This is a genomic window from Bordetella muralis (genome assembly GCF_054781015.1).
This window is the reverse complement of sequence record NZ_BAAGVF010000006.1, coordinates 1,387,241-1,412,137: the sequence shown is the minus strand read 5'-3', so window position 1 is coordinate 1,412,137 and position 24,897 is coordinate 1,387,241. Positions and strand designations below refer to the sequence as shown.

Sequence of the window (24,897 nt, the reverse complement as noted above, 5' to 3'; positions counted from 1 at the left end):
GCAGATAGCCTTCTGGCGTCGGGCTTCGTTTGATGCCCCTGAATCGCACGTCTTTTGCGGTGGCAATCAGGGCCTCAAGGCGTCCGATTCGTCCGGAGGCTTTTCCCCGGGAAAAATAAAAAAGTTCATATTTTTCTTTATCTTCTGTAAATATGAGCTTATTTATTCATTTTTTCTGGATAACACGGGTTGACCATAGCGGCTCATCCGCATATTATCTGGGTAGAATCATTTGAGTAGAAATTAATCCTGCTGAACTATTTTCAGTCATGAACACCATACCTACGCCCGATCCGTCACAGCAGTACGACCTGCGCATTCTGCGTGCCTTGCGCCGCATCACGCGCTCGATTGCGCTGCATTCGCGCCAACTGGCCGCAGTGAGCCACATCACTGCGCCGCAGTTGATGTGCCTGCGCACGGTCATTGCCAATGGCCCTATGACGGCGACGGCGATCAGCCGAGAAATCCACGTCAGCCCCAGTACCGTGGTGGGCATTCTGGACCGCCTCGAGGACAAGGGATTCGTCCGCCGCGAACGCGGCCGCGAAGACCGCCGCATTGTTTTCGTGACTGCGACCGACGCTGGCCGCGATCTCGCGGCCGGGGCGCCGTCGCCATTGCAAAAGCATCTGGCTGACGGCCTGAATGCCTTGCCCGAACTGGAGCAGGCCACTATTACGCTAGCGCTGGAGCGCATTGTGAATCTAATGGAACAAGAAGGCCATGTGACTGAAGCACATGGCGATGTGTCCTCGCCCATTCTCGAGGTCCCCACTGGCGGTGCGCCGCCCGAGTCGGGGTTGGTCGTATGAGGGGGCAGGACCTGACCCCCTCTCTGCCAGCCTCGGCCGCTCAGCCGGCCAATTCATCATCGCGTCTGCAGTTCAGGCAGCCGCGCCGCACCGACGGTGCCGCATTGCACCGTCTGGTCTCCGAGTGCCCGCCACTCGATGTCAACTCTTTATATGCCTATCTGTTGCTGTGCGAGCACTTCAGCGCCACGTGTGTGGTGGCCGAGAGTGCCGGCGGCCGCATTGATGGGTTCATATCCGCATATGTGCCGCCAACCCGGCCCGACGTGATTTTCGTCTGGCAGGTTGCCGTGCACGCCCGAGCACGCGGCCAACGGTTAGGCCGCGCCATGCTTCGAGAGCTCTTGCAACGCGATGAGCTCAAGCATGTTCGTCATCTTGAAACCACGGTAGGCCCTGATAACCAGGCCTCGCGCCGCACGTTCACCGGCTTGGCCGGCGAACTGGGTGCGCACGTCTCCGAGCAGCCGTTCTTCGATCGGCAGTTGTTCGGCGGCGCAGACCATGACGACGAGATGTTGTTGAAGATAGGCCCTTTCACACTGCCGCCCCAATAGGGGAGTGTGTTTGCGGTCTATTGGAACCGGGACGCAGTGTTGCCCGAATGCCCTCTATGGCATCGGTGTGGCTGTGTCTGTCAATTCACGAGATGAAGGGAGGATTCTATGGACTTGAAAATTTTTGACCGGATGGAGTCGGAGGTGCGTGGCTACATCCGGTCGTTTCCGGTCATATTCAGCCAGGCGCGCGGCTCGCTCCTGATCGACGAAGAGGGGGGTGAATACATCGACTTCTTCAGCGGTGCAGGGACGCTGAACTACGGGCATAACAACCCTGTCTTCAAAGAGAAACTGCTCGAGTATCTGGAATCGGATGGCGTCGTGCATGGCCTGGACATGGCCACCAGCGCCAAGAAACAGTTTCTCGAGACCGTCGATCGCGTGTTGCTCAAGCCGCGCAATTGGCAATACACCTTGCAGTTCACCGGCCCCACCGGTACCAACGCGGTTGAGGCGGCGCTGAAGATTGCCCGCCAAGTCAAAGGCCGATCCAACATCATTTCGTTCACCCATGGGTTCCATGGCGTCAGCGGCGGCTCATTGGCGGCGACCGCCAATATGAAGTTCCGCGATGCGGCCGGCTATGCCTTGGGCAATACGACGTTCATGCCTTATGACGGTTATTTTGGTCCCGACGTCGACACCATCGCTTACCTCGAACGCATGCTTGATGATCCCAGCAGCGGCTTGGACAAGCCGGCTGGCGTGATTGTCGAAACGGTACAGGGCGAGGGCGGTGTCAACGTCGCTACCCTGCGTTGGCTGAAAGAGCTGGAAAAACTCTGCCGCCGTCATGACATGCTGCTGATCGTCGACGACATTCAAGTCGGTTGCGGCCGTACGGGCAACTTCTTCAGCTTTGAGTCGGCGGGGATTCGCCCCGACATCATCACGCTGTCGAAGTCGCTGTCGGGCTTTGGCCTGCCGATGTCACTGGTCCTGATGCGTCCTGAACTGGATATCTGGAAACCCGGTGCGCACAGCGGCACGTTCCGCGGCAACAACCTGGCATTCGTCACGGCGACGCAGGCGCTGGATTCCTACTGGGCCAGCGATGCGTTTGCCAGCGAAGTCCAACGCAAAGAACGCCTGGTGCGTGATTGGCTGGAAAACCTGGCACACAGTTATCCCAACGCGGGTCTGGCCGTACGCGGCCGTGGCCTGATCCAGGGTCTGGTCGCCACTGCCGAGCCGGCACTGGCCAACCGTATCGCGCAGCAAGCCTTTAAACGGGGTGTCGTGATCGAGACCTCGGGGGCGCAGGACGAAGTCCTGAAGCTGTTGCCGGCGCTGACGATCGAAGACGAGCTGCTGACGCGCGGTCTCGAAACGATCGAGGCCTCTGTGGCCGAAGCGCTGGGCGAGTCTGGGCAATCTGCCCGTGTTCTGAAATTTGGAGGAAAACGTCGATGATCGTACGCAATGTGAAAGATGTGATCGGAACCCAAGACGAAGTCCGGACCGACACCTGGGTCAGCCGCCGTGTGCTGCTGAAGAAGGACGGAATGGGGTTTTCGTTTCACGAGACCACCATTTTTCCGGGCGGACGGACCCACATCCACTACAAGAACCATCTTGAAGCGGTGTGGTGCATCGAGGGCGATGGCTCTATCGAAACCATCGCCGACGGCAAAAAATACGACTTGGGCCCTGGTGTGGTCTACGCCCTGAACGAAAACGACGAGCACTGGCTGTGCGGTGGCAAAGAGCCGCTGCGCGTCATCTGCGTTTTCAATCCGCCGCTGACCGGCCAGGAAGTGCACGACGCCGAAGGTGTGTACGCATTGCCCGCAACAGCAGAAGCGGCGTAATCGATCGATCGCCCGACGGTCACCAGCTCGTAGTCCAGGCTCTGATGTCTACGGCAGGTGACTCGAGGGCGCAGCGATCAATCCAGTGATTAACGAATTAAGGAGGCTAATGATGATCTCACCTGCACAGGATCCGTACGCCTCACGTACGGATCGCAGCTCAGCCATCATCGCCCGCCAAGACCCTGTGGTGTATGGCGATGGTACTTATGCCGACGCGTTGTCGGCCGAACAAGTTGAAAGCTATGACCGCGATGGTTTCCTCTTGCTGGAAAACGTGTTTTCCGACGCCGAGGTCCAGGCGCTGATTGCCGAGGTCGATCGCATGACGCGCGATCCGGCGATCGTGCGCCGCGAGGAATCCATCACCGAGCCAGGCAGCAACGCCGTGCGTTCGATCTTTCGTGTCCACGTGCTCAACGCCATGTTGGGACGTCTGACCCGCGATCCGCGTCTGGCCAATGTCGCGCGCCAATTGTTGGGTTCCGAGGTATATATCCACCAGTCTCGCGCCAATATGAAGCCCGGCTTCAAAGGCAAAGAGTTCTACTGGCATTCGGATTTCGAAACCTGGCACGTCGAGGATGGCATGCCGTCGATGCGTGCGTTGAGTTGCTCGGTGCTGTTGAGCGACAACAATGAATGCAATGGCCCGCTGATGCTCGTGCCAGGATCGCATCGCCATTTCATTTCATGCGTGGGCGAAACGCCGAAAGAGCACTACAAGCACTCGCTGAAAAAACAGGAGTACGGTGTGCCTGATGCGGTCAGTCTGCAGTTACTGGTCGAGCAGGGCGGCATCCGTACCATGACGGCCAAGGCTGGCTCGGTGGTGTTCTTCGATTGCAATACCATGCATGGCTCGAACAGCAATATCTCGCCGTGGCCGCGTGCGAACGTGTTCATGGTCTACAACAGCATGGAAAACACGCTGAATCCGCCGAAGTATGGATTGGATCCACGGCCAGAGCATATTGCGACCCGCCAGGCATTCAAGGCGGTGACGCCGTTGGATGCGCTGAAGCTCGTCGAGTCGTAAATTTAATGCGCGGAGGCGGCACCTAGCCATGCCGTCGACCGCCTGCACAGTCTTTTTGCTAAAGACGGCGCGAGTCAATCAATTCTAATCATCGACTAGCGCGCAGGTCTCCGAGCACCGGGATGCAAAAAACCCTGCCATGCGCAACGCAGGCAGGGTTTTTTTTTGCTGCTACCACTTACTTAAACGCGCCTTTTGGGGGCGTTATTGCTCGTGCTTAGCGAACAACCGGATAGTCCAGGTCGCCGAAGGAGTACTCGCCATTGGCCTTGGCTTGAGCCAGCTCGGCAACGACTTGGCCGCGGCTCTTGTTCGAGTGGCTGGCGATTGCTACGGGGTACTCTTGTTCGCCGTAGGTCACCAGGCCAGCAGCCTTGGCTTGGGCCAGGTCGGCCACGACTTGGGCGCGGGTCGGGGCGTTGGCATCGACTTGGCCATAAACGCCTTGGAAAGGTACGTTGTTAGGTTCGATATTGGGGGAGGCGGCGTAGGCGCCGGCGCTCAACAGGCTCATCGAAACTAGCAGGGCAGAAGTTAGGGTTTTCATGATAAGACCTCCATTTGTCTGTGAATTTGGGATGGAATCCGGCGGCCTTCCGTCGTGGTTCGTGTTTGTTTCCCAGTGACTGCATTCTGCGCTTGCCAATACCTGGGATAAACCCGTATTTGTTGGAAATATATTTCCATTTTTACGTGTAATAGGTTTTATTAGAGCGATTTTTGTCGTAAATCGGGATAAATGTCGGGATTCGGGACGTCGCTTTACGTAGTCGCCGCGTGTTAGTTATTTACAAATTCTGTACGTACAGCCTGTACGTATCAGTTGTACACTACGCGTTTTCCGCACCCGGCATCCGGTTTACAGTGGACGAGCCGGCCTATGACAAAAGCGTTGGAGACGCCTCTATGAACCCCGAAGTTTCCCGTTTCCCCATGTTCTCGGCGATGATGAAGGTGCCGGGCGGGTTGATGCTGCTACCGCTGATTCTTGGCTCCCTGATCGGCACGTTTGCGCCTGACGCGCTGGCGGTGGGGGGCTTTACCACGGCGTTGTTCAAGAACAGCGCCATGCCCCTGATTGCGTTGCTGATTTTCGCGACGGGTACACAGGTCAATATGCGTACCGGTGGCCCGATTCTGGCGACGGCGGGCACGATCTTGTTGATGAAGACCATCGTGCCGGCCTCATTGATCATCCTGCTGGGCAGTTTTGTCGGGCTGGACGGGATATGGGGCGTGTCGATCCTGGCCCTGCTGGCCGCTTTCGATAACAGCAACGGCGGCCTGTGGCTGGCCTATACCGGGCAATACGGCGACAGCCGCGACCGCGGTGCGTACGTTGCCAGTGCCGTGAATGATGGCCCGTTCTTCAGCCTGTTGTTTCTCGGTGCCTCGGGGCTGGCTGACATTCCCGTCACCGCTTTGATAGCCGCCCTGGTGCCATTTCTGTTGGGCGTGGTGGTCGGCAACCTGGACGTGCAATGGCGTAATGTGCTCAAGCCGGTGCCGAATATCGTGATTCCGTTTTTTGCGTTCGCATTGGGAACCGGGATCAACCTCGGTTCGGTGGTGTCAGGCGGGATGACCGGCTTGGTCCTGGGGCTGTTGATCAGCCCGGTGACCGGCTTCCTGGTGTACCTGGGCTATCGCTATATTCTGCGCCGTGGCGGCAAGAGCGGTATCGGCTTTGCTGCCGGCACGACCGCAGGTAATGCGATCGCGACTCCCGCCGTTGTTGCTGCTGCCGATCCATCGCTGCAGCATTATGTCGGGACGGCGACTGCGCAGGTGGCTGCATGCGTGCTGATCAGTTCGATCCTGGCTCCGTTGTTGGCATCGTATTTCCTGAAGCGTGCGGGTGAATTGAAACCCGCTGATGATGTGGCGGTCATGCTCGGCGAAAACACGCCGGCGGTTGCCGACGCAAAGGTGTAATCGTGACGTTGTTCATCGCTATCGTTGCGGATGACCTGACTGGCTCTGGCGACACCGCTGTGCAATTTGTGCGGGCCGGGTGGCCCACGCAGCTGTCGGTCGGCCGAGCCGAGCAGGCGTTGGCCGATCCCGCTGCCAGCCAGGCCGAGGTGGTCGCCGTCACGACGCATAGCCGCGCGTTGCCGGCCGAGCAGGCCGCGGCTGTCGTGCGCGAGGATGTGGCGGCCCTGCGGGCCGCTGGCGTAAAACGTCTGTACAAAAAGGTCGACTCGACTTTGCGCGGCGCCTTCAAGGCCGAGATCGATGCTGCCCGCCAGGCATGGCGTGACGATGCGATCGCCGTGGTCTGTCCGGCGTTTCCCGATACGGGCCGTACGGTGCGCGGCGGTGTGCTTTATGTGAACGACAAGCCGGTGACGGAGACTTCGGCGGCGACGGATCCCGTGACCCCCGTGACCGAAAGCCATATCCCCACGCTGTTGGGCGGGGCACAGGTCGAGATCGTGGCGGACGAAACGCCCCGTTCATTGGCCGATCGGATTCTGACCGCCGGCGATGTCGTCGTAGTTGATGCCGCGACGGCGCAGGATATGGATCGCCTGGCCCGCGCGCTTGCGTTGATCGGTGAACGTGCGTTGCCCGTCGGTTCCGGCGGCTTGGCTGCGCCGTTGGCCCGTTTGTGGGCCGGTGCTGAAACCCAGGGTTCGGTGGTTGTCGTGGTGACGTCGCAGCACAGTGCCGCACGTCGCCAGGCTGCGGCGCTGCAGGCCGATGGCGCACACACATGGTCCCCGACGCTGGCGCAGTTGGCCGATGATGCGGCTTGGGCGGAGTGGTCTGCCGAAGTTTGCCAATCCGCCGCCTCGACGTCAGCACAAGCAACTTTATTATTACTGGCGCCCGAAGGCCGCTTGGCGGGACTGGATTCGGATGCCGTTGCCGCTCGCCTGGGAGAATTGGCGGGTCAACTGATTCGGCGCGGTTTAAGCACCGATGGAGACAGGTGCGCGAGCGAGGCGGTGGTCAGTCATGTGGACGAGGGCAATGCCCGTCCGGCAGGCGATGGCGCCATCACGCACGCCGAGGGCAGTGCAGCCCGCCTGGGCCGCGACGCGACAATCGCTGCTGCCGCGGATGGCAGTGCCGGCAAAGTCGCAGGTGTGGTCGCCACGGGCGGCGATGGCGCCAGCGCGGTGCTGGCTGCGCTGCAGGCTGGCGGCATCGCATTGGTAGACGAAGTCACCGGAGGCGTGCCGCTGGGCACGTTGACCGGCGGGCCGGCCGCAGGGCTGCCCATTGTGACCAAGGCCGGTGGCTTTGGCACTGACGATGTATTGATCCGGGCCGCGCGTGCGGTCCGCGAACGGAGATTCTGAATATGACGCAAGACGCAACCCCCAACCGTATTCCCACCCTGGCGGTCACGCTGGGTGATGTTGCAGGTATTGGGCCGGAGATCACCGCCAAAATGCTGTTGGGCCATGACGATCTGCGTCAACGTGCGCGCCTGGTCGCGGTGGGCGACGCTGCTGCCTTGCGTAAAGCCGCCCAGGCGTTGGGCGCCGACGCTTCTCGCGTGGTCGTCGTCGACGGCCCGGAGCAGGTGAAAAACGCACCCGGGATGATCGAAGTCATTCAGGCAGGCCCCTCGTTGGAGCATGTTCCCTCTGGTCAGTTGAGCGCCGATGCGGGCGCGGGCTCGGTGCGTTTCGTCACAACCGCCTGCGAGCTGGCCCGCCAGGGCCGTATCGACGGCATTGTGACGGCGCCGTTGAACAAGGCCGCTATGCACCTGGGTGGCCACAAGTGGCCGGGCCACACCGAATTGCTGGCCCACGAATTCGGTGTGAAGACTTTCTCGCTCGTATTGTCCGCCGGCGATTTGTACATTTTCCATGCCACGACGCATGTGTCCTTGCGCCAGGCCATTGACGATGTGACGCCGCAGCGTATGCGCGCCGTATTGCGTCTGGCGGGTTCGTTTGCAAAAGCGCTGGGTCGCAGCGACGAGCCGGTTGCCGTCGCGGGCCTGAATCCGCACGCCGGCGAGAACGGCATTTTCGGTACCGAAGACGCCGATATTCTGGTGCCCGCAGTGGTCGAGGCCAATGCTGCCGGTATTCTCGCCGCTGGCCCAATTCCTGCCGACGCCTTGTTCCCGCAGGCGGTGCGCGGCAAATGGAAGTTCGTGATTGCCTGCTATCACGACCAGGGGCATGCGCCGTTCAAGTCGGTCTATGGTGACGATGGTGTGAACATCACGGTCGGCCTGCCGGTGGTGCGGGTGTCCGTGGATCACGGCACCGCCTTTGATATCGCCGGCAAAGGCATCGCACGTGAAGACAGCCTGGTATTGGCTGCCGAGCGTGCAGCGCATCTCGCCCCGGGTTGGTCGCAAGTATGGGAAACTGCGCGCTCCACCACCGGAGGCTGATTCCATGGCGTTGAGCGCCAACCCCGGGGCATCGCTGGATCGATCCAGCGATGCCCCTCTGCATGTACAAGTTGCCCAGGCGCTGCGCCATGATATTCAGGCGCGGCAATTGGCGCCGGGGACGGCGTTGCCGAGTGAGGCAGGATTGTGTCGTCAGTTTGGCGTGGCGCGCAGTGTGGTGCGCCAGGCGCTGGCGGCGTTGGTGGCCGAGGGCCTGATTCGGCGTGAACCTGGCCGGGCTCCCACGGTGGCGCCGCCGGTAGAGCACCATCGTATGGTGCAACGTTCCACGGGATTGTTCGAGCAGTTTGCCAGTACGGGGACGACCCTGCGTACGCGGGTATTGCGGCTGGAGCCGGCGGCACCTCCTCCCGAGGTGGCGGCGTTTTTTGGTTCTGAAGATACGTTGTTGTTAGAGCGTCTGCGTCGTGTGGATGACGAACCCCTGGCGTTTGTCCGCACATGGCTGCCACGTACGCGCCTAGCGGGGTTGATGGCCGATCACTTGCAGGACGCGTCGTTGCATCGCATCCTGGTTCAACGCTTTGGTTTGCACCCTGGTCGTGGCCGTAACCGTATCCGGGCAGTGGGCGCCGATGCGGCGTTGGCCGATGCGTTAGAGGTCAAGAAGGGCAGTCCATTGCTCATGCTCGAAGGCCAAGGGCACGACCAGCATGGCCAGGCGCTCGAGTGGTTCACGACCTGGCATCGCGGCGAAAAACTGGTGTTCGACGTCGATGTGACGCCCGTCGGTGAGCGTATTCATGCGGCCTTGCCCGACAGCGTCAAACATTCCGCGGCTGGCTCGTCGGCCGAGGCTGTGCCGCCGAGCGCTGCATCACTGGCTGCTGCGGAGGCTGCACTGCAAACCGCGTTGGAAGTGCTGCGTCAATTGCGCGAAGGTAAATAGCCGGAGCGCTGGCTTGCCCGTCATCCTGCGAGATGCGCGCCGATGCTAAGCTTGGCGCATTCCTCTTCGCTCATGGGCCTCCGTCATGACTGCTCGCATACTCAGCCTGCATATCTATCCCATCAAGTCTTGCGCCGCTATTGATTTGTCCGCGTCGTCGATCGACCGAGCGGGTCTGCTCGGTGATCGCCGTTGGATGATCCTGACCGCCGACGGTCAGTTCATGACGCAGCGCCAGTGGCCCGCGATGGCGCGGATTCGGCCGGCGCTCACTGATACTCATCTCGAGCTGCAGGCGCCCGATCAGCCCTCCCTGCAAATTCCGCTCGACGGTTCGCAATTGAGTGACAACGTGCGCGATGTGGTCGTCTGGAAAGACACCGTCCTGGCCCGCGAGGAGAGCTCCGACGCGGCCGCATGGCTCAGTCAGGCGCTAGGCGTGAACTGCGTGCTGGTCAAGGTCGATGTACAAGCGCAACGGCCTGCCAAAACCGACTGGGTTGATCGTTGGCGAGAGGCTCACCCAGAGTTTGCCGAGGCCTTTGCCGGCGATCACGTGTTCGGATTCGCAGATGGCTTTCCACTCTTGATTGCCAATCAGGCTTCGCTCGATGATCTGAATGCCCGGTTGGTTGCCAAAGGTCAATCTCCTGTGCCTATGGATCGATTCCGGCCCAATATCGTCATCGAGGGCGAATGGGAGGCCTTTGACGAGGATGTCACCGCGTTGGTGTCGGTCGGCGATGTGCGCCTGGCCTTGGTCAAGCCTTGCACGCGTTGCCCTATGCCCAATATCGATCAACTGACAGGCGAGCGCTACGAGGAGCCTGGTCGCACGTTGGCGACTTATCGCCAATTGGAAATCGGCGTCGTCTTTGGTCAGAATGCGATTGTGAGTGCGCCAGAGGGCGGGCGATTGAGCGTGGGCGATGAGGTGGAAATCGAGCTCGATTTTTAGCGGTTCTAAAAAACAAAGGGCACCTCTATCGAGATGCCCTCTGCAAACAATAACGCTATAGCGGTTCACCGCAAGAAGGCTCACCCTTCTTGCATCACCCGCCGATACCACTCATGGAAATGCTGCATGCCATCTTCCATTGGTGATTGATAAGGCCCAGTCTCGTTAACGCCACGCAGCATCAAGGCCTTGCGCCCGGCATCCATGCGTTCGGCAATCTCGTCATCCTCGACCGCCGTTTCCATATATGCCGCACGTTGCGCCTCGACGAACTCGCGTTCGAAAGCCGCGATCTCCTCGGGGTAGTAGAACTCCACCACGTTCACGGTTTCTTGCGGGCTCTTTGGATACAGCGTCGACAGTACCAGCACATGCGGGTACAGCTCGATCATGTGCGTCGGGAAATACGTCACCCACACTGCGCCAAAATCCGGTGCATCGCCCTCGCGGAACGATAGCAAGCGATCATGCCATTGCTTGTAGACGTCCGAGCCGGGTTGCGCCAACGCATTGTGTACGCCGACCTTTTGCAGGCTGTACCAGTCGTTGAACTCCCACGTCAGGTCGTCGCACGTCACAAAGCGGCCCAAGCCCGGATGGAACGGGCCGACGTGATAGTCCTCGAGATAGACCTCGATAAAGGTCTTCCAGTTGTAATTGCACTGGTGGATCTCGACATGGTCCAGCACGTAATCGCCAAAGTCGAACTCGGGACGCGAAAACAGCGGCGCCATATCCGAAGCCGGGTCACGAGGACCCTCGAAGAGCAGGCCATGGCAATCGCGCAAACGGTATTTCTGCAAATTCATGCAGGGCGTTTGTTCGAACTGAGGCGCGCCCAACAACTCGCCTTGGTTGTTGTACGTCCAACGGTGCAGGGGGCAGACAATATTGCCGCCTGTGGATTTCAGGTTGCCTTTCGTGTTGCAGTTGCCTGCGACATTTCCGGCCTCGCCGCCGAGCATCAATGCCTGACGGTGACGGCAGACATTTGAGATGAGTTCAACGCTTTGCTGGTTGCGAACCAGCACGCGCCCTCCGTTTTCTTGAGGCAACGTACGCCAGTCGCCGACCTCGGGTACCAATTTCTGGTTGCCGACGTATAGAGATGACTGGTTGAAAATGAGTTCTTGCTCGCGCTTGAAGCGGGCTTCGTCAAAATACGCGTTGACGGGTAGCTGGGTGCGAGCCGGCACAACATGCGCCATCCGACCAATGTCGGTCATGATTCCCTCCGCTCGGATAAAAAAGCCAGGACGGCAGGGTTTCCGTTCTGGCGCGAAGAAAAATCGGTCCGGCCGATCAAACGTTGGAGTTTACCCTATTCAAGGAATCCAGGGGGTAAAAACGGCAGCGAAATGCGAATCAACTCAGAAAAAATGACAAAAGTTAGAGGGGGTTAGGTCAGAAACGTGTCATAAATCACAATATCACACCAGTTTTCGTGTAGCCGGGTGACGCCGCAACAGCCAGCAGCTCGCCGCCGACAGGGCGAATACGGTGACGGTTTGCACCGGCAGACTCCAGGCGGCGCTGGGCGTGATGACCGGTCCTGTGCGGTCTGCCAGATCCAAAAACAGGGGGTGGATCAAATAGACCCCGAATGTCAGCGGCGCCAACGTCGAAAGCGACGGCAGCCGGGGGCTATTCATGATCCATTGGAATGCCGCCAGCGACATGAACGGCACGGTAATGCTGAAATAGTCATAGAAGTACAGGTTCAGCTTGCCTGAATCCGACAAGGTGAAGACCCCCCAGGCGGTAGCCAGCACGCTGAGCACCAGCATCAAGCCGGGGCGCGGAATACGCAGCTCACCGTCGTAGATCATGCGGCCGGCGACAAAATAGCCGAGGTAAGGCAGGAACCATGTCAGGAAAAAGCCCTGTCCGGTGTCCAGCGCCTGCCGATATAACGCGTCCAGAATCGCCACGCCTAAAATACCGACCACCCAGAGGCGCCGCACAGCAGGCTGGCTGCGATGGTAGAGCGCCTTGATCATCGGGGTAAAGAGATACAGCCCGACGATCATGTACAGATACCATAGGTGGTAATAGGGGGCGCCTTCTGCGATTTTGCGTGGCCAGAACGACAAATCCATGCGGCCGTCGTCCCACCAGTCGAGCAGGCTGCGCCATGCCAGATAAAACAAGGTCCAGAAAATCAAGGGCGCGCAGATGCGCGCGGCGCGGCGCGCATAAAACTGCCGGGCATCCAGGGGCTTGTCGTGATTGAGCAGCAGAGCGCCGCTGATCATGACGAATACCGGCACACACCAGCGCACCGCCGAGTCATAGAGATTGGCTGCCAGCCAGTCTTTGGTGCCATACGCATTCGCATCCGATACCGCCTGCGCGGCACAGTGCAGTAACACGACGGCCAGTGCGGCCAGCCAGCGTGCGGCATCCAGCCGATCCAGGCGGTCGTTGAGAGCGGAAGGGGAAAGCGCCTGGGCGGCGGTAGACGCAGAAGAAGCGTTCAGACGTTGATGCATGCGGTCACCATAGCAGTGCCGCCGTGAGGCAGTGTTTCCAGCCGTTAATCGTGGCATATAAATGCAAATACAGGCCCGGGCATGGCGGTTGCTGGCGCGTTTTTTTACAAAGCGTCTCAGGATGAAAAGGGCGTTGAGTGCGAACAGCAGGCCGCAGTTGCGGTATAGAGGCTTTATTTATTTCACACGTCCGTATACGAACGGGCAGGGTTCGCGATCTCGTACAATTCACAAATTAATGACTCTTTTTGCGCTCGGAGCCCCGTTTGGCCATTTCCTCGCACACCGATATTCCTCAAGACGACCGTCCTCTGCCTCAGGATTTCGAGACGGCGTTGGCCGAGCTCGAAACGCTGGTCGCCACGATGGAGGGGGGATCGCTGCCGCTAGAGCAATCGCTGGCAGCCTATCGCCGCGGCGTCGAGCTTACCCGTATTTGCCAAGAGCGCCTGGCGCAGGCGGAGCAGCAGGTCAAAGTCCTCGAGGACGGTCTGCTGCGGCCCCTGGACCCCCATGCGCTGGACGAAGAATAAAATCGAATGACTCAACAACATCTTGCGTTCGCGGATTGGCTGCAGGGCCGCGCACAGCATATTGAAACCGTGCTGGACGACTGTCTGCCGTCGGTGGATACGCAACCCGCACGCTTGCATGCTGCCATGCGTTATGCCGTGCTGGGCGGTGGCAAACGGGTGCGTGCTGCGCTCGTCTATGCGGCAGGCCAGGCGTGCCCGGTCAATGGCAGTACTGTCGCTGTACAGGCCTCGATGGATCGCGCCGCTGCGGCGGTCGAGCTCATTCACGCGTATTCTTTGATCCACGACGATTTGCCGTGCATGGACGACGATGTGCTGCGTCGCGGCCGTCCTACGACGCATGTGCAGTTTGACGAGGCTACGGCTATGCTGGCGGGCGATGCGCTGCAGCCTCTGGCGTTTGAGCTGTTGGCCGAAATGCCCATCGCACCTGCCCTCGTCGTGCAGGCTACGCGCGCACTGGCCCAGGCCGCCGGTAGCCTGGGAATGGCGGGCGGGCAAGCTATCGATCTAGATAGTGTGGGCCGCTCGCTGTCGCGCGATGAGCTGCAAACCATGCACACGATGAAAACCGGCGCTATGCTGGCATGCAGTGTGGCATTGGGCGGCATTGTGGCTGGCGCCAGTTCGGCGACGCGCGAGGCGCTCGACGACTACGCCCATGCCATTGGCCTGGCGTTTCAGGTAGTCGATGATATTCTCGATGTGACTGCCGACACCGCCAGTCTGGGCAAGACCGCGGGCAAGGACGCCGCGGGCAACAAGCCCACTTATGTTTCTTTATTGGGGCTGGACAATGCCCGTGCGCTGGCCGAAGAGCTACGCGCTGCGGCCCATGCGGCACTGGTCCCGCTAGGGGATTCCGCCTCGATGTTGGGCCGTCTGGCCGACTACATCGTACTCAGAGATCGCTGAACCGAGCATGACGACAGAAATACTGGACCGTATCCACACCCCGGCGGACCTGCGCCAACTAGATCGCCGTGAACTCAAGGTTCTGGCGCAGGAGTTGCGCGGCTTTGTGCTGGAATCGGTATCCAAGACGGGCGGCCATTTGTCGTCGAACCTGGGTACCATCGAGCTGACATTGGCGCTGCATCGCGTTTTCGACACACCGCATGATCGCATCGTGTGGGATGTGGGCCATCAGTCTTATCCGCACAAGATCCTGACGGGCCGGCGCGCCGGCATGGCGCATCTGCGCCAGGCGGGCGGCATTTCAGGCTTTCCCAAACGCAGCGAGTCCGAATACGACGCGTTTGGCACGGCGCACTCGTCCACCTCGATTTCGGCCGCGCTGGGCATGGCGGTCGCCTCGCGCAACGCTGGCATCCAACGTCAGCATATCGCCGTGATCGGTGATGGGGCGATGTCGGCCGGGATGGCCTTTGAGGCAATGAACAACGCCGGCGTCACGCCGGATATCAATTTGCTGGTGGTGCTCAACGACAACGATATGTCGATCTCGCCGCCGGTGGGCGCGTTGAATCGCTATCTGGCGCGTCTGATGTCCGGACGCTTTTATGCGACCGCAAAAAATGTCGGGCGGGCAGTGTTGCAACATGTGCCGCCTGTGCTCGAGTTGGCACGCCGCTTCGAAGGGCATGCCAAGGGCATGGTCACACCGGCCACCTTGTTCGAAGAATTCGGCTTCAACTACGTCGGCCCCATTGACGGCCACGACCTGGATGCCCTCATTCCGACCTTGCAAAACCTCAAGGCCTTGCAAGGCCTGCAGTTCGTGCACGTGGTCACGCGCAAAGGGCAGGGGTACAAGCTGGCCGAAGCCGATCCGGTGCTGTATCACGGCCCCGGAAAATTCGACCCGACCGTAGGCATCCAGCAGGGCAAGCCGTCGTCGCGCAAGACCTTTACTCAGGTGTTCGGGCAATGGCTCTGCGACATGGCCGAGAAAGACGAACGCCTGGTGGGAATCACGCCTGCGATGCGTGAGGGCAGTGGTTTGGTCGAGTTCGAGAAACGTTTTCCGCGCCGTTATTTCGACGTGGGCATCGCCGAGCAGCATGCGGTGACGTTTGGCGCAGGCCTGGCGTGTGAGGGTCAAAAGCCGGTGGTGGCGATTTATTCGACCTTTTTGCAGCGTGGTTACGATCAACTCGTGCACGATGTGGCGTTGCAGAACCTGGATGTGACCTTCGCGCTGGATCGCGCCGGTCTGGTCGGGGCCGACGGGGCGACGCATGCCGGCAATTACGATATTGCCTATCTGCGTTGCATTCCCAATATGGTGGTGGCGACGCCTTCTGACGAGAACGAGGCACGGCTGCTGCTGTCGACCTGTTACCAATATCCCGGCCCGGCGTCGGTGCGCTATCCCCGCGGCGCCGGATGCGGTGCCGAGATTACCTCCAGCCTGGATACGGTGCCGGTCGGTAAAGGCTTGGTCCGGCGCGAGGGCAAGGGCATTGCCATTCTGGCGTTCGGCACCCTGTTGCACGCCGCGCTGGCTGCCGCCGAGTCGCTCGATGCGACGGTGGCAGACATGCGTTTCGTCAAGCCTATCGATCGTGAACTGATCCTCGATCTGGCTGCGCGCCACGATGCGCTGGTCACGCTCGAAGAAGCTGCCATCATGGGCGGAGCAGGCAGTGCCGTGACAGAACTGCTCAACCAAGAGGGCGTGCAGGTGCCGGTCTTGCAATTGGGGTTGCCCGATCAGTTCATCGACCATGGCGATCAGGCGGCCTTGCTGGCTGGCGTCGGCTTGGACGCAACGGGCATCGAGAATGCCATCCGCGCCCGTTTTGTGCGGCAAGACGCCACTGCGGACGCCGTGCCGGCCTCGCAGTCATAACCTCCGGAATGGCCGCTTGGCGCCACATGCCGTGGTGCCTGTGCGCCGTCTCGGCGTAAACTCCGGGCTGCCAGTCGGGTGGGCTAACCTACTGGCAAGAGGGTTTTCCCGGCCCTAACGCCATGTTTTCGGTAATAATGGCCCCCTTGACATATTTCAGGGCAGTGGATTTTTCTTTTTTGCCCTGACAGGTAATCCTATGAATTCTCCGATCGATTCCGCCCTCGTGATGCCCGATGTCCAGAGCTCGGCTGATACGCGGCACATCCCGATTCAGCGCGTAGGCATCCGTGGCGTGCGCCATCCCATGCTGGTGGCGACGGCCGACGGCCCGCAGCCTACCGTGGCCAACTGGACCCTGACGGTGGCTCTGCCCGCCGAGGAAAAGGGCACGCATATGTCGCGTTTCGTGGCATTGTTGGAAAAATACCGCACCGTCCCGATGACGCCGGCGCTGTTCTCCGAAATGGCGCGCGACATGTTGCCCTTGTTGCATGCCGAACGTGGCGACATTACGGCAGCTTTCCCGTATTTCATCAACAAATCCGCTCCGGTATCGGGCGTGCAAAGCCTGCTCGATTACGAGGTGCAATGGATCGCGCGTGCTGCTGGTGATCAGGTCGAATTCGAGTTGGTCGTGCAGGTGCCTGTGACCAGCCTGTGCCCGTGTTCCAAGGCCATTTCCGAATACGGCGCGCACAACCAGCGCTCGCACGTAACGGTATCGGCCGTATTGAATGGCGACGTTGCGATGGATCGCATCATTCGCCTGGTCGAAGACGAAGGCTCCTGCGAGCTGTGGGGACTGCTCAAGCGGCCCGACGAGAAATACGTCACCGAGCGCGCCTACGACAATCCCAAATTCGTCGAAGACCTGGTCCGTGACGTGGCTGCGCGCGTGGCGGCCTATCCCGGTGTGGCGCGTTACCGCGTCGAGGCCGAAAACTTCGAATCCATTCACAACCATTCCGCTTACGCTGTTGTAGAAGGCTAAGCGCGCGAATGAGCGGCTCGTCCGCCTCTGGCTCGCCGCCTGTCGGCCAGCCTGCACAGGGGGCGGTAGCCGCAGCTCCGTCTCGCCTAGACTCGGTCGAGGCGGACCCTGCCGCGCGTGACTGGCCGCTGATCGCGCGGCTCGAAGGCTGGGAAACCGGATTGGCTCAGCGCTGGGCTGGCCACAGCCGTGTACGTACGGCTCTCTATGAGTTTTTCCGCTTCGGTGTCAAACAGGCCTGGGCTTGCCTGTTTGGCGGGTTGATGTGCGCTCTGCTGCTGGCCACGCATTGGTGGTATCCAACGGACGCTGCGCTGGCGCGCTATGATTTTCTGACCTTGGCGGCGCTAGGCATTCAGGCCGTGTTGTTGATGCTGCGCATGGAAACCTGGGCCGAGGCCCGGGTGATTTTGATGTTCCATGTGGTGGGCACGATCATGGAGCTGTTCAAAACCTCGGTGGGGTCCTGGATCTATCCAGAGGCCAGTGTCCTGCGCCTGGGCGGTGTGCCGCTCTTTACCGGTTTCATGTACGCCGCCGTCGGCAGCTATCTGGCGCGGGTCTGGCGCCTGTTTGATTTCCAGTTCACTTCTCATCCGCCGCTGGCAGCCACGCTGTTGTTGTCGGCGCTGATCTACGCCAATTTTTTCACGCATCATTACATCGTCGATCTGCGGGTCGTTCTGTTCGCGTTGACTGGCGTGCTGTTTGCGCGCACGTGGGTGTATTACCGTATCTGGCGGGTCCACCGGCGTATGCCTCTGCTGGTGGGTTTCGCACTGGTGGCATTGTTTATCTGGTTTGCCGAAAATATCGGTACCTTTGCGCGGGCCTGGAGTTATCCGAACCAACAGCATGGCTGGGATTGGGTGTCGCCTGCGAAGCTGGGGTCCTGGTTTCTGCTGATGATCATCAGCTACGTCATGGTGAGCATTGTCAACCGTCCTGTCCGCTACCGCTGTGGCGGGGGCGCAGGGCTGCATATTGCTTCATGACAAAAAATCGGCGATAATTAAAAGCTTTCTTGCTCGATTGCCCATGTTTTTTGGGTGGCGGGCTGCCCCTTGGCGGGGAACGGCGTGTTCAGCGTCGCTTTTCGTCAGGACATCCTCAAGGAGTTTTACCTATGCGTCACTACGAAGTAGTGTTCATCGTCCATCCGGACCAAAGCGAGCAAGTGCCCGCCATGGTCGAGCGCTACCAAGCGCTGGTTACTGGCCAAGGCGGCACCGTGCATCGCCTGGAAGACTGGGGCCGTCGCCAACTGGCTTACCCCATTCAAAAGCTCGTCAAGGCCCATTACGTCTGCATCAACATCGAGTGCGGCCAAGCCACGCTGGATGAGCTCGAGCACTCGTTCCGCTACAACGACGCTGTTCTGCGCCACCTGGTCATCAAGACCAAGAAAGCCCAGACCACGCCCTCGATCATGATGAAATCGGTCGAGCGTGAAGAGGCCCGCAAGGCCAGCGCCGAAGCCGCGGCTCCTGCTCAGGCTCAATAACCCGACGATACTGTTTTTTCACCACGATCTGGCGGATGAATACCCTGGAACTCAGCGCCCGCGTTCTCGAATGCGAGCCTTTGCGCCACACTCCCGCCGGCGTGCCAGCGCTGGAAATGCTGCTGGCCCACGAATCGGAAGTCATCGAGGCAGGCCATCCGCGCCGCGTCGAGCTCACGATTACCGCTGTGGCCTTGGGCGATCTGGCACAACTGCTGGCCGGCACCCCTCTGGGGACCGAGTTGCTGATACAGGGCTTTCTGGCCGCTGCTCGCAAAGACTCGGTAAAGGTCAAGCTGCATATGCAGCAGGTCCGTAAAGTCGGTGGTAGTGCAGGGCATGACCCGTTGGTGGCTTAACAGAAACATCGGATTCAGACATCAGATTTTGGGCAAGGCTAAACAACACCTGGCCCAGCTAGACTAAGAGGCACATCATGGCTTTCTTCGGAAAACGCAAAGAAAAACGTAAATTCACGCAGCAGAACCCGCTGTTCAAGCGTCGTAAGTTCTGCCGCTTCAGCGCCGCTGGCGTCGAAGAGATCGATTACAAAGATCTGGACACGCTGCGCGACTTCGTGCAAGAAAACGGCAAGATCATCCCGGCTCGTTTGACCGGCACCAAGGCTCACTACCAGCGCCAGCTGGACAGCGCCATCAAGCGTGCGCGCTTCCTGGCCCTGTTGCCTTACACCGACAACCACAACTAATCCGGGGCACTGAAATGCAAGTTATCCTGCTCGAAAAAGTCGTCAACCTCGGCAACCTGGGCGAAGTCGTCCGTGTTCGCGATGGTTACGCTCGTAACTTCCTGATCCCTCAGAAAAAGGCTCGTCGTGCTACCGACGCCGCCCTGAAGGAATTCGAAGCCCGCCGCGCCGAACTGGAAAAAGTCCAGGCTGAAAAGCTGGCTGCTGCCGAGGCTCTGGGTGCCCGCCTGAACGGCTACCAACTCAAGATCCAACAAAAGGCCGGCGTTGACGGTCGCTTGTTCGGTTCCGTGACCAACGGCGACGTGGCCGAAGGCCTGAAGAAAGCCGGCTTTGACGCCGTCGAAAAGGCTCAAGTCCGCTTGCCCAACGGTCCGTTGAAGGCCGTCGGCGAATACCCCATCCAAGTCGCGCTGCACGCGGATGTGTTGGTGGACGTGAACGTGCTGGTCGAAGGCGACATCTCCTAAGCACCACTCGGTTCACACCTGCAAAAAAGCCGGCGGTGCCGGCTTTTTTGTTGCCGGGCCGTCCCAAGACAAAAAACGCCCCCTCGGGGGGGGGGCAGCAAGCCGAAGGCGCAGCGTGGGGGCTTTTTTTGTTGCCGGGCCGCCCCAAGACAAAAAACGCCCCCTCGGGGGGCAGCAAGCCGAAGGCGCAGCGCGGGGGCTTTTTTTCTTGCCGGGCCGCCCCAAGACAAAGTGCGGCATAGGGCTCTCGATATTGTTTTGTTTGAGAATGGTAGCCTATGGTTTCAGCTGATCGATTACTCGATCTCATGCCCGTCCCATCTCTTTCGACCTATTCCGCGACGCCGGATCCGCATTGGCATACCTGTTGCGGCCTGTGTTCATTTATCTGAGTCCCTCTGAGCCGACCTTTGTCTAATCATCCTGCGACGTCCCCTCATCATCATGCCCCCGCTGGCCTGCAAGCCTGGCTGGACAGCGTCGACGCTGCGCGTGAGCCCTCTGTGCGTGAAGTCGAGATAGATGGCGTGGCGTGCGTGGTAAAGCGCCGCCGGGCGAGCGTGATGCAGGGCCTGAGCTATGGCCTGCGCTATCTGCGGGCGCTGGGTCTGGCAGTGGGCTGCAAAGTGTTTTTGGGCGAGTTTCCGAACCCCAGTGTGCTCTTGCGTAATGGCTTGGCTTACGAGGCCGAACGCCTGCGTCGATTGTCCGAGGCTGGATGCCGCGTCCCCGACGTGTGGATGGAGGCCCCCGGATTGTTGGTGCTGGAGCATGTCGGCGAGGATTTTGCCAATCTGATCCGGCATGCAGATCCTGAACAGCGCCGGCAATGGGTGCGTGATCTGGCCGTGGACCTGGCTCAGTTTCATGCGCAGGGACACTGGCATGGCGGTGCCCAGATTCGTAATGTGACATTGCGCGACGGCCTGCTATGGCGCATCGACTTCGAAGAAAACACCGGCGGGGCGTTGTCGCTGCCGCTCGCCCAGGCCTATGATCTGTACCAGTTATTGTCGTCTCTGCTCGGCTTGCGCAAGTTGGACGATGCAGACCCCGTAGGGCTTGGCAAACTGATGCTGGCTGCGTACTTCGCCGCCTATCCTGCCCCTGAGGTCCGTGCCCGTCTGAAACGCCTGGCGCGCGTCATTTGCGGCAGCACGGCCGTACTGCGTCCTGTGGCAGGACGTCTGCCGGGACGTGATATCCGGGGTTTTTTCCAGGTAGCGGACACGTTGCGTACCTTGTTCTAGCCGTACCGCTGGCGACTACGTGATTTCTCGCGAGAAATCCAGTCGTAAGTGACTTATTATTGACACTGTCTTTCGCCGCCGCCTCAGAGCAGTCGATCCTATCGGGTGTTGAAATACCGAGGATCATTCGGCTTCCCGCGATGCTTCGCCGCCCGCATTCTTGCCTTGCTTATGAATACTCCTGCCGATCCCCAATTAGATTATCTACGTGTCCCGCCACATTCGATCGAGGCCGAGCAGTCGGTCCTAGGTGGATTGTTGTTGGACAACACCACCTGGGATCGCATCGCCGATGTACTGGATGAACAGGATTTCTATCGCCATGATCATCGTCTGATTTGGCATCATGTTGCACGCCTGATTGGTCTGGCGCGGCCTGCCGACGTGATCACGGTCAACGAGTCCCTGGTCAGCGCGGGCAAGGCCGAGGACACCGGCGGCCTGGCCTACTTGAACGCTTTGGCCCACAACACGCCGTCAGCGGCCAACATCCGCCGCTATGCGGAAATCGTGCGCGAGCGCTCCATGCTGCGCAAGCTGGTGTCCATCGCTGACGAAATTTCTGCTGCGGCATTCAATCCGCAGGGCAAAGAGGCACGCCAGCTGCTGGACGAAGCCGAGTCCAAGGTCTTCAAGATCGCCCAGGAGGGGGAAAAGGGCTCTGCCGGGTTCCAGGAGATCCAGCCGCTGCTGACGCAGGTGGTGGAGCGCATCGACGAGTTGTACCACCGCGACTCGGATTCTGACGTGACGGGTGTGCCGACAGGTTTCGCCGATCTCGACAAAATGACTTCGGGCCTGCAGCCCGGCGATCTGGTGATCGTGGCGGGGCGCCCGTCGATGGGTAAAACCTCGTTCTCAATGAACATCGGCGAGCACGTCGCGATCGAGCAGGGGCTGCCTGTCGCCGTGTTCTCGATGGAAATGGGCGCGGTGCAATTGGCCATGCGTATGCTGGGTTCGGTGGGGATGCTCGATCAGCACCGTATGCGGACCGGGAAACTGGTCGCGGACGATTGGCCCCGCGTGACACATGCCGTGCAATTGATGCAGGACGCGCAGGTCTATATCGACGAGACCCCGGCGCTCAGCGCCATGGAAGTCCGGGCCCGTGCACGCCGCCTGGCGCGCCAGTGCGGGCAATTGGGCCTCATCATCATCGACTATATGCAGCTGATGGCAGGCAGCGGCGGGGAAAACCGTGCGACCGAAATTTCGGAAATCAGCCGCTCGCTTAAAGGTCTGGCGAAAGAGCTGGGTTGCCCCTTGATTGCGCTGTCGCAGTTGAACCGCAGTCTGGAACAGCGTCCCAACAAGCGTCCCGTGATGAGTGACTTGCGTGAATCGGGCGCTATCGAACAGGATGCTGACCTGATTCTGTTCATTTATCGCGACGAGGTTTACAACCCCGATTCGCCCGACAAAGGGACGGCCGAGATCATTATCGGCAAGCAGCGTAACGGCCCGATCGGTACCGTCCGCTTGACGTTCCAGGGGTCGAGCACGCGCTTCTTGAATTTCACTGGCGCGCAGAGCTATTGAGCGCTATCAGCGCGGCGGCAGATATCTGCCTCGCCGCGCTTTATCTCATGTTTCCGACTGTGGCCTGTCGTTCGATTGATGGTCGGGGTGGGCATGGGTGTCTTCGATCCCGAACACCGACGTGTAGACGGGATAAAAGCTGCAGTACAGCACGCCGCCGGCCGCGATATTGAAGGGAATCTGCAGCGTGCCGGCTATCTGTGGAGATAGTCCGATGCTGACCAGGATCCCCGCGCACAGGTCGATGAGCAGAAATGCCAGGATCCAGGTGATGCCATACACCACGAACGGCCATTTATTGCGCCAGCACGCCACGCCGGAAAAGAATAGCGCCTGACCCAAGCGCAAGCCGTGCCAGGCCACCAGCGCAGGCGCATGCCAGAATAGTGCCGCGATGATGACGTACAAGATGCCGAACAGTGTCAGCGGGACGGTCATGGCGCTGAGAAAGGGCGTCAAATTCTGCTCGATCGACGCGATGCGCAACCCTTCGGTCAACTCCGCCGAAAAAGGCAAAAAGGTAATCAAGCCCGCTGTAATGCTGAGCCCCGCATACACCGCGCCCATGATCAGCAGTTTTTTAAACACGCCGGGCCGCATCAGCGGCTGAGGCCACATCGAGGGCAGCATGATGCGGCCCGCCTCGATATGTTTGCACGCAGACAGTGTCATCAAGGTCACGACGGGCATCAGCGCGACAAAGAGCAGTGGGCCCACTGGCGGGGTAAAACTGGCAAACATCACCAGCAGACTGATAGCCAAGGCCCAGGTAAAGACCGCGAGCGGTTGCTTCATGAACAACTTCAGGCCGTCTCGTACCCATTGCCAGCCATAGGATGCGGGTAAGGATGCTGCTTGCATAAGTCTCGATTAGCGTTAGATGGATGTCCCCGCAGTCAGGCTTGGCCTGGACTATCCTCAACATGAGGGCGAGGACGTTCGGAATGGCCCAGATTTTCCCGGGCGCACGTTACATTCTATTATGCGGGCCTGTTCATTTAGGGCAAGGCGGGCAGCGCCTCGCGGTGGCGCGCTTGCAACACTCGTTCAAAATGGCGCGGATCGTGCGGCTTGAGTGTCTGGGCCGGGCGAGGCAGATAGTAGTCGTACAGGCGCGAGAGCCAGAAGCGCAGCGCGGCGGCGCGCAGCATGGTCGGCCAGGCCTGCCGCTCGGCGTCGGTGAAGGGGCGCACGTCGGCATAAGCCTGCAGCCATGCCTGTACCAGCTCGGGGATGAAACTGCCCGTCTCGCGCTCGATACACCAGTCATTGACGCTGACGGCCACGTCGAACAGCCAGGTATCGCAGCCCGCAAAGTAGAAATCGATGAAACCGCCCATGAGCGGGCTATCAAAAGTGCCCGCAAACAGGACGTTATCGCGAAACAGGTCGCAATGTGCCGGCCCGGCGGGCATGCTTTGCCACGCGGGGCTCTGGGCAGCCTGTTGCTGAGCCGACAATTCCTGGGTCAGCAACTGAGTTTGGGCCGGGTCCAGAAAAGGCAGGACTTTGGGGGCAGTCTCGACCCACCAGGCTAGACCGCGCAGATTGGGCTGCTGCAGGGGGAAATCCTGGGCGGCCAGATGCGCGCGGGCCAGGGTGGCGCCGGTCAACGCGCAATGAGCCGCACCCGGTGCGGGCTCATAGCCGCCGGGCAGGCGCGTGACGATGGAACACGGCTTGCCATGCAGTGTGGTCAGGCGGCTGCCGTCACGCAATGTCTGAGGCTGCGGCACGGGTACGCCGCGCGATGCCAGATGGTGCATCAGCTCGATGTAAAAGGGCAGCTGCGCCTGAGTCAGCACCTCGAATATCGTCAATACGTACTCGCCACGTGTCGTGACCAGAAAATAATTGGTGTTTTCGATGCCGGCGGTGATGCCGCGCAGCGACACCAGGTCGCCTAGGTCAAAATGCGCCAGCAAGGCTCGGGCGTCGTTATCGGAAACAGGGGTAAAAACGGCCATGGATCAGCGAGTAAGGGTGGACGTGGGGCAGCAGCCCGGCGGGGCGCTGCCTGGAGCGGCGCCACAATTTTAGTCTACGCGCCAACCGGGCCGCCGGGCGATGCGGCCGATTTTGGCGAACGCCGTAAAATACGGCATTCCTCTTGTGCGTTACGT

Annotated in this window: 26 protein-coding genes; 21 read left to right on the top strand and 5 right to left on the bottom strand. The window is 60.1% G+C overall.

The features are described 5' to 3' along the window. Nucleotides 1–269 precede the first annotated feature (269 nt). The 5 genes from ACYVIT_RS17435 to thpD all read left to right on the top strand — a co-directional run bounded on the left by ACYVIT_RS17435 (nucleotide 270) and on the right by thpD (nucleotide 4,225). Nucleotides 270–815, top strand: a complete 546-nt coding sequence (locus ACYVIT_RS17435; RefSeq protein ID WP_460478238.1) for a MarR family winged helix-turn-helix transcriptional regulator — start codon at nucleotides 270–272, stop codon at nucleotides 813–815. Next, a complete protein-coding gene (gene ectA / locus ACYVIT_RS17430) occupies nucleotides 812–1,372 on the top strand; it encodes a diaminobutyrate acetyltransferase (protein ID WP_415806024.1) in 561 nt (186 codons plus the stop codon). The genes ACYVIT_RS17435 and ectA overlap by 4 nt, the downstream gene beginning before the upstream one ends. A 108-nt stretch (nucleotides 1,373–1,480) precedes the next feature. Then, nucleotides 1,481–2,788: a diaminobutyrate--2-oxoglutarate transaminase gene (ectB, locus tag ACYVIT_RS17425; RefSeq protein WP_094822031.1), complete on the top strand. Its 1,308-nt coding sequence runs from the start codon at nucleotides 1,481–1,483 to the stop codon at nucleotides 2,786–2,788. Then, the gene (locus ACYVIT_RS17420; protein WP_415806023.1) at nucleotides 2,785–3,186 is read left to right on the top strand and encodes an ectoine synthase; all 402 of its coding nucleotides are present in this window, start codon (nucleotides 2,785–2,787) and stop codon (nucleotides 3,184–3,186) included. The genes ectB and ACYVIT_RS17420 overlap by 4 nt, the downstream gene beginning before the upstream one ends. Nucleotides 3,187–3,298: 112 nt before the next feature. After that, complete coding sequence (gene thpD, locus ACYVIT_RS17415; protein ID WP_415806038.1) at nucleotides 3,299–4,225, top strand: ectoine hydroxylase; 927 nt, start codon at nucleotides 3,299–3,301, stop codon at nucleotides 4,223–4,225. Between the two features lie 217 nt (nucleotides 4,226–4,442). Here thpD and ACYVIT_RS17410 read toward each other — a convergent pair whose 3' ends face one another. After that, nucleotides 4,443–4,772 (bottom strand): DUF4148 domain-containing protein, encoded by a 330-nt coding sequence (locus ACYVIT_RS17410; protein WP_415806022.1) that lies wholly within the window; start codon nucleotides 4,770–4,772, stop codon nucleotides 4,443–4,445. Nucleotides 4,773–5,131: 359 nt separating this feature from the next. On the opposite strand from ACYVIT_RS17410, the gene ACYVIT_RS17405 reads away from it, so the two are divergent. From ACYVIT_RS17405 to ACYVIT_RS17385, 5 genes are all read left to right on the top strand, one after another. Next, nucleotides 5,132–6,160, top strand: a complete 1,029-nt coding sequence (locus ACYVIT_RS17405) for a 2-keto-3-deoxygluconate permease (RefSeq protein ID WP_415806021.1) — start codon at nucleotides 5,132–5,134, stop codon at nucleotides 6,158–6,160. 2 nt (nucleotides 6,161–6,162) lie between these two features. After that, nucleotides 6,163–7,536: a four-carbon acid sugar kinase family protein gene (locus ACYVIT_RS17400; RefSeq protein ID WP_415806020.1), complete on the top strand. Its 1,374-nt coding sequence runs from the start codon at nucleotides 6,163–6,165 to the stop codon at nucleotides 7,534–7,536. Nucleotides 7,537–7,538: 2 nt separating this feature from the next. Beyond that, entirely contained in the window at nucleotides 7,539–8,594 is a 1,056-nt protein-coding gene (pdxA, locus tag ACYVIT_RS17395) for a 4-hydroxythreonine-4-phosphate dehydrogenase PdxA (protein ID WP_415806018.1), read from the top strand. A gap of 4 nt (nucleotides 8,595–8,598) precedes the next feature. After that, nucleotides 8,599–9,504 carry a GntR family transcriptional regulator gene (locus tag ACYVIT_RS17390; RefSeq protein ID WP_415806016.1) on the top strand — a complete coding sequence of 302 codons (906 nt, stop codon included), beginning with the start codon at nucleotides 8,599–8,601 and terminating at the stop codon, nucleotides 9,502–9,504. An 85-nt stretch (nucleotides 9,505–9,589) separates the two neighbouring features. Continuing rightward, entirely contained in the window at nucleotides 9,590–10,462 is an 873-nt protein-coding gene (locus ACYVIT_RS17385) for an MOSC domain-containing protein (protein WP_415806015.1), read from the top strand. An 80-nt stretch (nucleotides 10,463–10,542) separates the two neighbouring features. Here ACYVIT_RS17385 and ACYVIT_RS17380 read toward each other — a convergent pair whose 3' ends face one another. Both ACYVIT_RS17380 and ACYVIT_RS17375 read right to left on the bottom strand, forming a co-directional pair. Beyond that, nucleotides 10,543–11,688, bottom strand: coding sequence for an aromatic ring-hydroxylating oxygenase subunit alpha (locus ACYVIT_RS17380; RefSeq protein ID WP_415806014.1), 1,146 nt, complete (start codon nucleotides 11,686–11,688; stop codon nucleotides 10,543–10,545). Between the two features lie 204 nt (nucleotides 11,689–11,892). Beyond that, nucleotides 11,893–12,954 (bottom strand): acyltransferase, encoded by a 1,062-nt coding sequence (locus ACYVIT_RS17375; protein WP_415806013.1) that lies wholly within the window; start codon nucleotides 12,952–12,954, stop codon nucleotides 11,893–11,895. Between the two features lie 266 nt (nucleotides 12,955–13,220). Here ACYVIT_RS17375 and ACYVIT_RS17370 point away from each other — a divergent pair, with 266 nt between their 5' ends. The 11 genes from ACYVIT_RS17370 to ACYVIT_RS17320 all read left to right on the top strand — a co-directional run bounded on the left by ACYVIT_RS17370 (nucleotide 13,221) and on the right by ACYVIT_RS17320 (nucleotide 22,774). After that, nucleotides 13,221–13,487, top strand: a complete 267-nt coding sequence (locus ACYVIT_RS17370) for an exodeoxyribonuclease VII small subunit (protein WP_415806012.1) — start codon at nucleotides 13,221–13,223, stop codon at nucleotides 13,485–13,487. A gap of 6 nt (nucleotides 13,488–13,493) precedes the next feature. Then, nucleotides 13,494–14,405, top strand: a complete 912-nt coding sequence (locus ACYVIT_RS17365; RefSeq protein WP_415806011.1) for a polyprenyl synthetase family protein — start codon at nucleotides 13,494–13,496, stop codon at nucleotides 14,403–14,405. Between the two features lie 7 nt (nucleotides 14,406–14,412). Further along, the gene (gene dxs, locus ACYVIT_RS17360; protein WP_415806010.1) at nucleotides 14,413–16,305 is read left to right on the top strand and encodes a 1-deoxy-D-xylulose-5-phosphate synthase; all 1,893 of its coding nucleotides are present in this window, start codon (nucleotides 14,413–14,415) and stop codon (nucleotides 16,303–16,305) included. A gap of 199 nt (nucleotides 16,306–16,504) precedes the next feature. Continuing rightward, on the top strand, nucleotides 16,505–17,299 hold the full coding sequence (gene folE2 / locus ACYVIT_RS17355) for a GTP cyclohydrolase FolE2 (protein WP_415806009.1): 795 nt from the start codon (nucleotides 16,505–16,507) through the stop codon (nucleotides 17,297–17,299). An 8-nt stretch (nucleotides 17,300–17,307) separates the two neighbouring features. After that, complete coding sequence (locus tag ACYVIT_RS17350; RefSeq protein ID WP_415806008.1) at nucleotides 17,308–18,294, top strand: DUF817 domain-containing protein; 987 nt, start codon at nucleotides 17,308–17,310, stop codon at nucleotides 18,292–18,294. 131 nt (nucleotides 18,295–18,425) lie between these two features. Next, nucleotides 18,426–18,803: a 30S ribosomal protein S6 gene (gene rpsF / locus ACYVIT_RS17345; RefSeq protein WP_094822015.1), complete on the top strand. Its 378-nt coding sequence runs from the start codon at nucleotides 18,426–18,428 to the stop codon at nucleotides 18,801–18,803. Between the two features lie 35 nt (nucleotides 18,804–18,838). After that, a complete protein-coding gene (gene priB, locus ACYVIT_RS17340; RefSeq protein ID WP_415806007.1) occupies nucleotides 18,839–19,162 on the top strand; it encodes a primosomal replication protein N in 324 nt (107 codons plus the stop codon). 77 nt (nucleotides 19,163–19,239) lie between these two features. Further along, complete coding sequence (gene rpsR / locus ACYVIT_RS17335) at nucleotides 19,240–19,512, top strand: 30S ribosomal protein S18 (protein WP_415806006.1); 273 nt, start codon at nucleotides 19,240–19,242, stop codon at nucleotides 19,510–19,512. A gap of 14 nt (nucleotides 19,513–19,526) precedes the next feature. Next, a complete protein-coding gene (gene rplI, locus ACYVIT_RS17330) occupies nucleotides 19,527–19,982 on the top strand; it encodes a 50S ribosomal protein L9 (protein ID WP_415806005.1) in 456 nt (151 codons plus the stop codon). A 410-nt stretch (nucleotides 19,983–20,392) separates the two neighbouring features. Continuing rightward, complete coding sequence (locus tag ACYVIT_RS17325; RefSeq protein WP_415806004.1) at nucleotides 20,393–21,232, top strand: BUD32 family EKC/KEOPS complex subunit; 840 nt, start codon at nucleotides 20,393–20,395, stop codon at nucleotides 21,230–21,232. A 171-nt stretch (nucleotides 21,233–21,403) separates the two neighbouring features. Continuing rightward, nucleotides 21,404–22,774: a replicative DNA helicase gene (locus tag ACYVIT_RS17320; RefSeq protein ID WP_415806003.1), complete on the top strand. Its 1,371-nt coding sequence runs from the start codon at nucleotides 21,404–21,406 to the stop codon at nucleotides 22,772–22,774. A 45-nt stretch (nucleotides 22,775–22,819) separates the two neighbouring features. On the opposite strand, the gene ACYVIT_RS17315 is transcribed toward ACYVIT_RS17320, so the two are convergent. Both ACYVIT_RS17315 and ACYVIT_RS17310 read right to left on the bottom strand, forming a co-directional pair. Continuing rightward, nucleotides 22,820–23,635, bottom strand: coding sequence for a BPSS1780 family membrane protein (locus ACYVIT_RS17315; protein WP_415806002.1), 816 nt, complete (start codon nucleotides 23,633–23,635; stop codon nucleotides 22,820–22,822). 137 nt (nucleotides 23,636–23,772) lie between these two features. Beyond that, complete coding sequence (locus ACYVIT_RS17310; protein WP_415806001.1) at nucleotides 23,773–24,741, bottom strand: homoserine kinase; 969 nt, start codon at nucleotides 24,739–24,741, stop codon at nucleotides 23,773–23,775. Nucleotides 24,742–24,897: the final 156 nt, after the last annotated feature.